Annotated in this window: 11 protein-coding genes; 5 read left to right on the forward strand and 6 right to left on the reverse strand. The window is 59.9% G+C overall.

Annotation, left to right across the window (positions count from 1 at the left end; all coding sequences use genetic code 11):
* The first annotated feature begins 46 nt into the window (after positions 1 to 46).
* Entirely contained in the window at positions 47 to 1237 is a 1191-nt protein-coding gene (locus EXY20_RS22220) for an EAL domain-containing protein (protein ID WP_167859428.1), read from the forward strand.
* Between the two features lie 105 nt (positions 1238 to 1342).
* On the opposite strand, the gene EXY20_RS22225 is transcribed toward EXY20_RS22220, so the two are convergent.
* A complete protein-coding gene (locus tag EXY20_RS22225; protein WP_135554314.1) occupies positions 1343 to 1810 on the reverse strand; it encodes a double zinc ribbon domain-containing protein in 468 nt (155 codons plus the stop codon).
* 194 nt (positions 1811 to 2004) lie between these two features.
* Between EXY20_RS22225 and EXY20_RS22230 the strand changes: the two genes are divergently transcribed.
* Positions 2005 to 2205: a cold-shock protein gene (locus EXY20_RS22230; protein ID WP_135554315.1), complete on the forward strand. Its 201-nt coding sequence runs from the start codon at positions 2005 to 2007 to the stop codon at positions 2203 to 2205.
* Positions 2206 to 2246: 41 nt separating this feature from the next.
* A complete protein-coding gene (locus EXY20_RS22235) occupies positions 2247 to 2462 on the forward strand; it encodes a cold-shock protein (RefSeq protein ID WP_135554316.1) in 216 nt (71 codons plus the stop codon).
* A gap of 48 nt (positions 2463 to 2510) precedes the next feature.
* Here the strand turns inward: EXY20_RS22235 and EXY20_RS22240 are convergent, their stop codons facing one another.
* The 3 genes from EXY20_RS22240 to EXY20_RS22250 all read right to left on the reverse strand — a co-directional run bounded on the left by EXY20_RS22240 (position 2511) and on the right by EXY20_RS22250 (position 7583).
* Positions 2511 to 2726: a PspC domain-containing protein gene (locus EXY20_RS22240; RefSeq protein ID WP_135554317.1), complete on the reverse strand. Its 216-nt coding sequence runs from the start codon at positions 2724 to 2726 to the stop codon at positions 2511 to 2513.
* 145 nt (positions 2727 to 2871) lie between these two features.
* The gene (locus tag EXY20_RS22245) at positions 2872 to 6003 is read right to left on the reverse strand and encodes a DEAD/DEAH box helicase (RefSeq protein WP_235886145.1); all 3132 of its coding nucleotides are present in this window, start codon (positions 6001 to 6003) and stop codon (positions 2872 to 2874) included.
* Positions 6000 to 7583: an SWIM zinc finger family protein gene (locus tag EXY20_RS22250; protein ID WP_135554318.1), complete on the reverse strand. Its 1584-nt coding sequence runs from the start codon at positions 7581 to 7583 to the stop codon at positions 6000 to 6002. Before EXY20_RS22250 ends, EXY20_RS22245 begins: the two co-directional genes overlap by 4 nt.
* A gap of 257 nt (positions 7584 to 7840) precedes the next feature.
* Between EXY20_RS22250 and EXY20_RS22255 the strand changes: the two genes are divergently transcribed.
* Both EXY20_RS22255 and EXY20_RS22260 read left to right on the forward strand, forming a co-directional pair.
* Positions 7841 to 9274, forward strand: a complete 1434-nt coding sequence (locus EXY20_RS22255) for a hypothetical protein (protein ID WP_135554319.1) — start codon at positions 7841 to 7843, stop codon at positions 9272 to 9274.
* Positions 9275 to 9278: 4 nt separating this feature from the next.
* A complete protein-coding gene (locus tag EXY20_RS22260; RefSeq protein ID WP_135554320.1) occupies positions 9279 to 10730 on the forward strand; it encodes a glycosyltransferase family 2 protein in 1452 nt (483 codons plus the stop codon).
* A gap of 411 nt (positions 10731 to 11141) precedes the next feature.
* Here EXY20_RS22260 and EXY20_RS22265 read toward each other — a convergent pair whose 3' ends face one another.
* Both EXY20_RS22265 and EXY20_RS22270 read right to left on the reverse strand, forming a co-directional pair.
* On the reverse strand, positions 11142 to 11648 hold the full coding sequence (locus EXY20_RS22265; protein ID WP_135554321.1) for a GNAT family N-acetyltransferase: 507 nt from the start codon (positions 11646 to 11648) through the stop codon (positions 11142 to 11144).
* A gap of 4 nt (positions 11649 to 11652) precedes the next feature.
* A complete protein-coding gene (locus tag EXY20_RS22270; RefSeq protein ID WP_135554322.1) occupies positions 11653 to 12246 on the reverse strand; it encodes a Uma2 family endonuclease in 594 nt (197 codons plus the stop codon).
* Positions 12247 to 12334 lie beyond the last annotated feature (88 nt).

The raw sequence follows: 12334 nt of genomic DNA on the forward strand, positions 1-12334 counted from the left end.
AACATAACTTGGACGGATGCGATTCCGCGAGGCAGGTGAGCGGCTCATGATAGCCAGAGACAGCATAATTCCGCGGGAAGACGAGATCGCGCCTTTTTTCCAGCCGATCGTATCGATCCAGACGCAACGCATCATGGGCTATGAAGTGCTGGGGCGCAAGCTCGGGCAGGGCGGCGTGTCCAGCCTCGGCCCCTTCTTCAAAAATCCGGCCATCCCCGACGACGTTCATATCGCCATCGACCGCGTCTTGCGCGAGCGGGCTTTCGCCAAGCTGGCACAATCGGACATCGATTGTCAGCTATTCGTCAATTTGAAGCCGGCCTGGATTTATCGCGTCTATCACGAAACCGGCCGGCTGCCGACGCTGCAGCTGCTGGAGAAGTACGGCATTGCGCCGCATCGTCTTGTAGTGGAAGTGACGGAGGAGGATTTCTCCGGCAATTTGCACGAATTGAAGGAAGTGCTCGAAATTTACCGCGGCCAAGGCTGCACGATCGCCATCGACGACGTGGGCAGCGGCTTCAGCAGCCTGGACCGGATCGCGATGATTCAGCCGAAGATCATGAAGATCGACTTGAATATTCTGAAGAAGAGCGCGCATCATGACGGGTATCGGGCGCTGATGCGGTCGTTTTCGGTCGTGGCGGAGCAGATGGGGGCGTCGCTGCTGGTGGAGGGCGTCGAGACGCGGAAGGAACTGCAGATGGCGCTTCACGCCGGGGCGAGGTACGTCCAGGGCTTTTTGTTGTCTCCGGCGGTGCCGGAATTTTTGGGCGAGCGGCATTTTGCCGATTTGCTGCAGCAGGAGATCGCCGACTTCCGCGACGGCGAGATGGCCAAGCACCGCCGGCTGCTGTCGGTCGAGATGAGCTTGAACCGGCTCGTCAGCCGTTCGGTCGACATCGGGCGCGCCGACGATGCGGACGACACGATCGAAGCGTTCCTGCCTTCGGTCATGGACAACGGCATTAGGCTATACATATGCAGGGAGGACGGCACGCAGTTGTCGTCCAATTTCTACCGCGGGGAGAACGGGGTTTGGGCCAAAGACAGCCTGTTCCGCGGCGCGAACTGGGTGTGGCGCCCGTATTTCATCCCGAATATTCTGACGATGAAGAACCAGCGCATCGGCATGTTGTCGCAGGCGTACACCGACCTGGACACGTCCAGCCTCATCCAGACGTATTCGTGCCCGATCGGGGACGGGCTGTACCTGTTCATCGACATGTCCATCTGAAGACGGCGCGTTTTCGGAGCGAAATGCCTATATGCAGTTCGCCCCGAAAAAGCTTGCCCGCGATACCCGAACCGAGCCCTGCCTTGTCGGTCCGGCGATATCGGCTTACTGGGCGACCGGCTGGCCGCATGAGGTGCAGAATTTGCTGTCCGGCTCCAGTTCCGCCTGGCACGACGCGCAGGCGGGAGCGTCTTCGGCTGCCGCTGCGGCCGGCGCGGCTTCGAACTTATGCCCGCAGCCCGGGCAAAATTTGGTGTCCAGCGCCACCGTTTGCTTGCAAGAGGGGCAGTCCTTCTGATTTTTGGTCTCCTTGATCTTGAGCTCCAATTCGGCGATGTTTGCTTCCTGCGCCGCGATCTGCCTGCTGAGTGCGGTCAGATCCAACTCCAGCGTGCCGACCCGGTCGGCCTGGTAGGCGGCGTACACGACGTCCCCGATCTGATGCTTCAGCTTGTCAATCTCCTTTTTGGCCCCGGATATTTGGCTGTTCAGCTTCTGTACCTCCATAGCCTGCTGTGCTTTGTCCGCCGCTTTCGAGGCGCCTTCCTTCATTTTTTGAAAAAAACCGCTCATGGTTCATTCCTCCTCCAATTCGTATGCGTCGGATCTCGATGCATTCGATTTCATTGTATAATGTTTTTGCCCCAACATGCACGAGGCAGGAATATTTTTTCATGTCGCTGCTTATCCTATATGAGAACTGCCTTATTTGTCCAAGCGGCGAATGGCGGGCAGGGTAAACCCACGATGGAGGTAGAAGCAGTACCATGCAAACAGGAACGGTGAAATGGTTCAACGCGGAGAAGGGGTTTGGCTTTATCGAGGTGGAGGGCGGCAGCGATGTGTTCGTGCATTTCAGCGCCATCCAGGGGGAAGGCTTTAAAACATTGGACGAAGGCCAGCGCGTCGAGTTCGAAGTCGTGCAAGGCAACAGGGGGCCGCAGGCGGAGCACGTCGTCAAGCTGTAGAACGCGACATTCGCCAAACGTCAGGAGTCAGGGAGGCCGCCATGCATTATCGCAAAAAGCCGGAAGAGGAAATTCCCCAGGAAGACACCGCCGTATGGTTATGTACGCAGGAGGGCTGCAGCGGCTGGATGCGGGATAATTTTGCTTTCGATCAGTCGCCTGTCTGTTGGCAATGCAACTCGCCGATGGTAAGCAGCGTCAAGCTGCTGCCGCTCCTTGTCAATACGAACGATTATAAATCGCGTCAAAAAGTGTAGCAGCAAAAAGCCCGCCCGTCGCAGCTTGACGGAGCGGGCTTTTTGCTTTTAGTATCTGCCGACGTATTCGATCGTGCCGTATGGCGCTTTCGGTACCACGAGGCACGCCAGGAAGTAAACGAAGGCGACGCTGCCGAAGCTGACGCAGGCGGCAAAAACGACGAGCAGTCGCACGATCGTTGCGTCGATGCCGAGCGATTCGGCGATGCCGCCGCACAGGCCGGTCAATTTGCTGTCCGTTCTCGAGCGATACAATTTGTTCATGAGGTCCATCTCCTTGGTTGCGCCGCGGCGCTTGTGATAGTTCTATTGTAAGCGCCGCGCGCCGCCGGCAAAACGGACCCGGGACGGTCGGCCGGGCTGGGCTTTGGTCCAGTGGCGGTTCCATCGCAAGACGGGAACGTCGAAACTATCCCTCGATCCACTCCCGCCGCAGCGCGAACAAGTCGCGCAGCTCGCCCGTGGACAGCTCGGTGATCCAGTTTTCGCCGCCGCCGACAATTTGCTGTGTCAGGCCCATCTTGCTTTCGATCATTTCGTCGATCCGCTCCTCCAGCGTGCCGAGCGTCACGAACTTGTGCACCTGCACGTGCCGGGTCTGGCCGATGCGGAACGCCCGGTCGGTCGCTTGCTGCTCGACGGCGGGATTCCACCAGCGGTCGAAGTGGAACACGTGGTTCGCCGCGGTCAGGTTGAGGCCGGTGCCGCCCGCCTTCAGCGACAGCAGGAAAATGCCGGCGCTCTCCTCCGGGGGGGTGGAGGCGTCCTGGAACCGCTCGATCATGGCGTCGCGCGCCGCCTTCGGCACGCCGCCGTGCAGGAACAGCACCGTCTCTTCCAGCTCCTTCTGCAGAATCGACTGCAGCATATGCCCCGTTTCGACGAATTGGGTGAAGATGAGGCAACGATCGCCTTCCTGGCGCAGCTCGCGGGTCATGTCGAGCAGGCGCTCGATCTTGTTCGAGCGGCCTTTCCAGGCGATCGCCAGCTCGGGCCGCCGCTTGTCGCTTCCGGCGCCGGCGCCCCGCGTCGCGGTTTGCGCCGCAGGCTCCTTGTACAGCAGCGCCGGATGGTTGCACAGCTGCTTCAGCTTGGTGAGCGCCGTCAGGATCAGCCCTCTGCGCTCCATCGCCGTCAGCTTCTCCAGCCGCGAGAACATGTCCTGGATGTAATTTTCGTAGAGCGAAGCCTGCTCGGCCGAAAGCGAAACGAATGTCTTCGACTCGTTCTTCTCCGGCAGGTCGAGCTGGATCGACGGGTCGCTCTTCAGCCGGCGCATCAGGAACGGCCGGATGAGCCGCTGCACCTGGGCGATGGCGGCGGTGTCTTTCGTCTTTTCGATCGGCTGCACGAACCGGTGCGAGAAGGCGCGAAGCGAACCAAGATAGCCCGGGTTGAGAAAATCGAAAATCGACCACAGCTCGGTCAGCCGGTTCTCCATCGGCGTTCCGGTAAGCGCGATGCGGTGGTCGCCGCTCAGCTTGCGGATGCTGCTGGCCTGCTTGGTATAGGCGTTTTTGATGTTCTGCGCCTCGTCGAGGCAGATCGAATGCCATTCGACGCGGCCGAGCTCTTCCTCGTCGAGGTGAGACAGCGTATACGAAGTCAGCACGAGATCGGCTTGCGCCGCGGCGGCTTCGAACGCCTCGCCCTTGCGGCGGTTGCTGCCGTAGTGCAAATGCACGCGCAGCGACGGCGAGAACCGCTCCAGCTCCTTCTGCCAGTTGCCGAGCACGGATGTCGGGCAGACGAGCAGCGAAGGCCCGGTGTCCGGTTCGCGTTCCTTGACGGCCAGCAGGTAGGTGATCCACTGGATCGTTTTGCCGAGGCCCATGTCGTCGGCCAGGCAGGCGCCGAGTCCGAAGCGGCGCAGGAACAGCAGCCACGAGATGCCGTCCAGCTGGTAAGGGCGCAGGTGGCCGCGAAACCCTGTCGGCGTTTCGATGCGCGGGATGTCCGCCTGCTGCCGGAGCTGGTCGACCAGATGCCGCAGATGGTCGTTCAGCTCGATTTCGTACTGCAGTTCCTGCAGCAAGGTCGATTCATCCGGCGCTTCCGGCAGCGCGCCCGCCCCCGAGCCGCTCAAATGAATGGCAAGCACGTCGCGCAGCGTCATGCCGCGCTTCTTCTTGACCTGCTTCATCGCTTGTTCGATCTGGGCCAACTGGCGCGGGTCGAGCTGGATCCAGCGGCCGCGGAAGTGAACGAGCTTGCGCTTCTGCTCCAGCAGCTTGCGGAATTCTTCCTCGCTCAGCTCGAGGTCGTCGATCGCGAGCTTCCAATCGAATTGCATGATCTGCGTCAGCCCGAACATCGTCTGCGGGGTTCCGCCCGCGGCCGTCGATTTAAGCTTGGCGCGCAGGCGCGGCTTGACGCTGCGCAGCCGCTCCCACCAGGCCGGCAGGAAGACGGCGCAGCCCGCTTCCGCAAGCCGCACGCTGCCGTGCGCGAGAAACTCCCACGCTTCGTCGTGGGAGAGGTACTCGCGCAGGCGCGGCGGCGCTTGCGGGGCTTCCGCCGGCGCGGCGCCGGCCACGGCTTCCTCGCGCAGCCAAGGCAAGATGTGCAGCCATCGCTGCACATCTTTGCCCACGCGCGCGAGGTGGGGTTCCCAGCCGGCGGGCAGCTCGGCGCCGGCTTCGGGTTCGCCCTGCGCGCTGCAGGCGAGCAGCGCGTCGTCGTTGCGGCGGTCCTGCAGCAGCAGCTGCAAGCGCCATTCGCGCCCTTCCTCCGGCTCGATCAGCTGCAGGCAGGTGCGGAACGGGCTGGGGTCGCGGAGCCAGCCGATATGCACGAGCCAGTCGTCCTCGTCGAGCCACGGCCGTCCGGTCGCCGCCGGCACGCCTGGTCCCGTTGCGCCGCCGGCACCGGCTGCGCCATCGCCCGCGGTCGCCGGCTCTGTTGCCCGCTCGTCCGGCGGGGCGGCGGCTTCGCCGCTCAGCCCGAACCGCGGCAGCGTCGATTCCAGCTTGCGCAGCGCCTCGGCAAACTCCGGCCGCTCGCGCACCCATTCGGAGATGAGCATGTCCGTCCACTCGTGTACGAGCGGCGTCGCCGCTTCGTGCAGTTCCTCCGGCAGCTGCGGTTTCCAGGCGATGCGCCCTTTGAGCCATTGCTCGTAATCCGGCATGCAGCGTCCCGCGAGCAGCGTTTCGCGGATGGCCGGCGCGAGACGCTTCAGGGCGGCCAGTTCGCGGCTCCATTCGAACGGCGCATGCCGCAGCTGCGGCGTTTCGCAGAAATAGTCGAGCGCCAGCGCCGCCGGCAGCAAGGCTCCTTCCTTGTTCATCCATTCGGTCGTTTCGATGAACGTGCCGTAGAAGGAAGGCTCATGCCAGGCGAACAACTGGTGCTTCAGCTCCAGAGCGTCGGTGGACATGCCCCGGCCGCGCGTGCCCCACAGAAACAGCTCGCCCGACCTTGCCCACATGGCGTGGACGATCAATTTGTCCGCGCTTGCCGTTGCGGCCTGGCCGTGCATCGTCTGCCCCGTGTCCGGCGCAGGGACCGCTTTGCCGCTTTCGTCCGTTCCGATGCTCATGACAGCCATTTTCCTTTCTCCAGCTCTTCCTGAAATGCCCGCAAGCGCGCGAATTTGGCGGCCAGCCGGTGGATATAATCGTCCCAGCGACCGGGCTGCTTCAGCTTCTTGTAAAGCGCATGCAGCTTCTTGAGCTGGCGGACGGCCATTTTGTAGGAGGCGCGGTTCTTTTCCAGGATCGTCCGTTCGATCGATTGGTGATACAGCGGCAGCAGCAGCTCGCCGTCTGCCGCTTCCACCGCCTTCAGATGGCCGCCGAACAGATGCAGCGGACTGATCCGGTTCGACAGCTGCAGGTCGATCCATATTCGGTAGCGTTCCGTGCGGATCAGAAAATCCGCGTATTGCGCGTAGCTGCGCGGCAGCAGCGACATCATGACGCGCATCCATTCTTCCCCGGCGTTCGTCCGGTCGGCCGCTTCCGTCCAATAGGCGCACAGCCGCTGAAAATCGTCCTGACGCGCTTTCGCCATCGCCGGCAGCAGCCAGCGCAGCCATTCGAGCAGGCGCGGCCATTCGGCCTGGCGGTGAAGCTCCTCCAGCACCGGATAGAAGTCTGCCGGTTTCCTCCCGTGGAGCGTCTCCAGCCGTTTGAACGCCGCCGCGTCGTCGCCGGCCATCACATCGAAATGGCTGCGCGCAATCCGCAGCACGTCCTCCTTCCGCGGCGTCAGGCCGGACTGCTCCAGCAGCTTCGACACGCGGAGCTTCTCTTTCGCTTCCCGTCCGCTGCGGCGGAACAGCGACCACCACAGCATGCGGTAAATGCCGGACCATTCGACCGGATCGGTTTTGCCCTGGAGCGCGATATCGCCAACGTAGTCGATCGTGCTCTCCCACTGCGGCCGATACTCGCGTTCGGCGCGCCCGGCGTCGATGGCGGCGGCAATTTCCTGCAGCTTGCCGTAGCCCTTGCGCGCCACCGCGCGGCAGCCGTTCTCGTAGTGGTAAGACAAATAAGAGGACTTGTTGTCCTCGTAAAATTGCTCCACCTTGCGCAGCATGAACAGGATGGCGTGCAGCTCGTAGAGCCGCCTGACCGTTTCCGGAAAGCCGGCCGCGGCTTGCAGCAGTTCCGTCTCCGCCGTTTCCTGGAACGACTCGACCGAGTGCTGGTGCCCAAGCGAATAGCCGTAGAACTTCTGGTCAAAATAGCGCTGCCAATCGCGCGGATCGCCGTTCGGCTCGGGCTGGGACGACGCTTTCGGCGCCGACGCCTTCTCGAGCAGGCGCGCGCCGCGCCGGCGCGTGGCCATCGCTTGCTTCATCTGCATCAGCAGCAGCTCGGGTCGTCCGTGCGCGGCATATGCGGTGAAGAACACCGCCGCCATATGTTTGCACCAGTCTCCTTGCGGGCACGTGCAGGTGCTGCGTTCGAACCGGTCGAGATCGAGCTCGACCCGGTATGTTTTCGTACCGCGCACCGAGGCGTGAAGAGTCGCTCCCGTCACGTCGAGGCCGACGACGAGTCCTTTATGGTAATATTCCCAGCCGCGATCCAGCGTTGCCGGATCGAACAGCGATTCGATCGCTTCCATCAGAAAACTGAGCCGGTTCTTGGCGAGTTTGATTTTCAGCATGGCGCGAATTGTTCACGACCTTCCGCAAGCTATCTCTTTATTGTAACAGATCTTGCGCTTGTTTCGAAATCGTTTTTACGCTTGCGCGAACGCGTAAACCCGCGTGGCGAGACGTTTCGCGCCGTTCGAGCGGGTTCGACATTATTATGGAAAATGTAACAACGGCCACATCTTTTTCAAAAGGAAGCATGGTATAATGAAGGGTGCGAACCTGGGATTTTGCAGGATGGATCGGAATGAGAGGGTCGTCTTGCAAAATGAACGGCCTATTTGAAGGAGTGAATGCAATGAAACCAAACCAAACCGGCCAGCCGAAACAGTCATCGCGGAGCCGCAAACTGGTGAAAACGGGAGGCGTGCTGGCCGCCGCCATGGCTTTGTCGCCGCTGGCACTCGCTGCGCAGGCGGACACGGCGTATGCCGACACGTTTTCGCTGAATAACGTACTTAAGGGTCAATCGCAGACATTTCCATTGGCGAGCTATTTCTCCGGTGCGACCAATCTGTCGGTTACGCAGTCGAATGTGGTTGCCAATGCCACCTACAGCCTGTTAGGCAATGATTTTACGTTTAATGCTGGAATGGGGTCGTTGTCTTCTTACTATGCCTCCAACGTCAGCACGTTCGACATCACCAACGGCTTCGAAACGCATACGTTTTCCGTACGGACGACAGCGGCTCCGACTGTCGTGCATGCCATACCGGATAAGAAGGTGCATGCCGGCTCGCATTTAGAGTTTAGTATCACCAGCGTATTTGGCGATGAGGACAACAATCTGAGCTACAGTTCGTTCAATGTTACATCGAGCGGAGGCTCCTCCGGGACGTCCGTTCGAGTCGAATGCGGCTATTTGAAGCTTGACGCTGGCATGTCGGCCGGAACGGTAACGGTGACGCTAAGCGCGAAGGACAATGACAACAATTCCGTGACGGATCAGTTTCAAGTGAACGTTGCCGGGCCGGCGCCTACGATCGAAATGACGAATTCCAAAGTGGTTGGGATGGACGAGCTGTTCCTGAAGCCGGATGGTTTGTCGCCGGAGCAGGCGGAGGACTATCAATATTATTATGAATCAGCTGATGTTGACGATAACTATTTGGGATATGATGACGGCTATTGTAGCTACGAATGCAGCATCAAAGAAATAGAGCTTTTTTCCAATACTACCGGCACCACAACGATTACCATCGAAGCAAGAGATTCCGACGGTTGGACGACGTACACTACGTTCCCCGTCCATATTTCACCGTGGGTGGAATTCGAATATGACCCCGACCTACCTTACTTTTACATCAGCAATGGAGGAGAGCATCTCGGTATTTATGCCAGCGAAGTCGGAACCGTGTACCTCGTTCCTTCCGGGGTAGCGATTGCTTCGGCCAACGCATTGGACGACAGAATTTATCCTTCCGCAGAAGCGCTGGAAGGTCCTTTGTACAGTTTCGGTCCATCCGCTCTCGCCTCGCTGGCTCCCGGATTGTATTCCGCTTATTTGGTAGCCGACAACGGAACGGGGCCGGTAATTAAATCGTCGACGCGGCAGCCGATCTACATTACTCCCGATTATGCCTACAACATAGGCTCGGTGCTCACGTATGCCAAACAGTTCGCAACGAATCCGGAAAGCATGGATGTACTGGGTATGCTGTGGCATCTAAGCCCGTTTGGCTGGTTCGAGTTAGGTGAATAAGGAAATGACATGCATGGACGCCCGCAATCTTGCTGCCGATGCGCTTCGAGAATCGCGTTTCCTGGAGGCGGAACGGCTGGCGATCGGACTGATCCGCGAGAACGCGTACGATGCCCAGGCGTGGGTGTATTTGGGGGAGGCGCTGCTGCGACAGGGCAACGGGTTAATGGCGCGCGGCGTGTTTCGCAGGGCGCACCTGCTCGATCCTGAAGCTGGCTGGGTGCCTGCCGTCAACGCCGAGCTGGCGAAGGCGAAGGGCGGGCATCTTCGTGCCGATATCGTTTCGCTGTTGGAAGTGAAGAAGGTGACAGTAGCCGCCGCATTACTGGTCCGCAACGAAATTCGCTGCATCGACCGCTGCATGAAATCGCTGCAAGGCGCCGTGGACGAAATCATCGTCGTCGACTGCGAGTCGACCGATGGTACGGCCGAGTACGTGCGTGCGTTCCCGAATGCCAAAGTGGTATCGTTTGCGTGGCGGGATGATTTTGCGGCAGCACGCAATGCCGGATTGCCCCTGATCGCAAGCGACTGGGTCATTTGGGTCGATGCGGACGAGACGCTTCTGCCGGAGGACATTGCGAACGTTCGCGAGGTGGCCGGCATTTTCGACGAGTCGCCTGTGCCAACCATTGTGCTATGTGGCATTCTTGAGCAGATGGGGGACAAGCAGGCGGTCAATTATGCCAAAGGCCGGATGTTTTCCATGAAGCGCGGCCTGCGGTATTGGGGACGCGTGCACGAGCAGATCGGTTCGGAGCAAGGGGCATACGAGACGACACTTGCCGGCAAAATGGCGTTGATTCGCTTCTACCACGACGGGTATTCGCCTGCCGTCATGCAGGACAAGCAGAAGCTGGAGCGCAATTTGCGCTTGCTGGCTATGATGCGGGAAGAAGATCCGGGCAACCCTGCATGGTGGCTGTACAGCGGCCGGGAAACGCTGGGCACGGGGGACGCAGACCAGGCACTGGCTTACTTGCAACACGCTGATGAGCTGGCGGTAGTGCATTCGAAATTTTCGCGGCGGCTGGAAATTTTGATGCTGCTCGTATCGATTTATGAGTCGCGGGAAGATTGGGATGCTGCGGAAGCTTGTTGTCTGGAAGCTCAGGCGCTCGAACCGGGCTTCCCCGATACGATGTACCATCTGGCCTGCATCCAGATCCGCAAGGCGCAGAACTTGTACCGCGCGGCTGAGCGGAACTTGCAGCTGTCGAAGCAGGCGGGCGCGTCGTACCGCGGCGTCGTGTCGGCCGACATCAACATCCCGCTATGGCGCGCCGATGCGGCGCTTGGCGATATGGCGAGGCATTTCGGCCGGCCTGCGGACGCAAGGGCGCTGTACGAGCAAATTGCGAAACGGATGCCCGGGGATACTACAGGCGGCGCGCTCGTCCGAAAGCGGCTGGAGAAAATGGAGGCGCCGGCGACGAAGCGGGAGACGGAAGCTTGAACAAGTTTGTTTAATCCATGGGGCCCAGGTAACCATCCGAAAACAGAGGCGAACAACCAAAATAGCCCATGAAAAATGGCCTATTTGCCCCCTATCGCCCGGCTCGACGAAAATAGCCAGTGAAAACACTGGTTATTTGCCCGTGATAGCCTTCAAATAGGCATTTCAAGCGAAATAGCCAGTGAAATCACTGGCTATTTCGCTTGAACGGCCCGTTTCTGGCGAAATAAGCAAGAAAACATGGCCTATTTTGCAAGGGGGAGTTGGCAGATGAGGGAATGGCGCGCATGAAACAACGTGTCTGCTCCATGATAGGCGATCCTCTCTCACAGGCCAGCCTTCCCTAGCATCGGCCCGGCTCCGCTGGAGGCTAGGCAGACCGCTTCCCTCCGTTCCGCTTGCACCGCCGGTTCAAGGCTCATAAACCATGCAGTAAACCTCATTGACGCCGGTTGGCGTTTGCACGACATAACGATCCGTCACGACGAAGCCCGCCCGTTCATACACGCGGCGGGCGCGTTCGTTCCAGACGGCGACTTCGAGATCGATGTCATGGTCCGGCTGTCGCCGCTTCGCTTCGTCCGCGATGGCGCGCACGAACGCTTCGCCCCAGCCGCGTCCGCGCAACGCGGGATGGAGACCCAGCCCGATGCGGGTCACGCCGATCAGCGGGAAAAACTGGGCGAAACCTGCGAGCTCCGGTGCCTCCAGTCCCGCGGCGGCATCGTCTGCGGCAAGGACGGCGGCGAACTGCTCGTCGCGGATCGCCGGATCGGCGAATTGTTCGCGGCGTTCGAGCATCGTTTCCCACGAAGGGAAATTATAGACGTCATACGGCGGCTCGTACCGCCAGGAACAGATGGCGCTGCCGTGCGCTTCGGTTAACGGGCACAAGGTAAAAGAAGGCAAGCCGTTCATCCTTTCACCGCAAATAAGTCAGCCCATCGCACACGCGGAAGCTGACACATGGCAGGCGCGAGGAGCGCACGACTTCTTCTTTTTCATAAAATTGCTCCAGCACGTAAGGTTCGCCTTCCTGGATGAGCACATATTGCTCCAATGTTTTGTACATCGGGTCGACGATCCAATATTCCGGCACGCCAAAACGGGCGTAGCTGCGCAGTTTGCCGACACGGTCCCGCTTGACGGTGGAAGGCGACACGATCTCGACGACCAGATCGGGCGGGCCGACGATATTGCGCACCTCGATGATGTGTTGGCGCGAACGGTGGATCATAAGGATATCCGGTTGCCGTGTTTCCTTCTGGGAGATAACGACATCGACAGGTGCGTGCAGGATGACATATTCGTTTTCACAACTGTTCGTCAGTGTGTTCTCCAACTGTTTGCTCACCAATTGATGCTCGATCAGCGGCGATGTCATCAGTTCCAGCTTACCGTCAACCAGTTCGTAGCGATTGCCGTCATCCGGCATGTTGTAGTAATCCTCGACAGTCCAGCCCGACTCCTTGATCAGCGGAAGCGGCTTCTTTTTGTCCGGTTTATCGTATTCCATATGAGAACCTCCCCACATTCCCTGCTTTTCCACCCAGTATAGCACAAAAACAAACGCCCCCTGCCCATTCGCAGCCAGGGAGCGTGAT

The sequence above is a fragment of the Paenibacillus cymbidii genome (assembly GCF_004764705.1).
Classification (GTDB): Bacteria; Bacillota; Bacilli; order Paenibacillales; family NBRC-103111; genus Paenibacillus_AN; species Paenibacillus_AN cymbidii.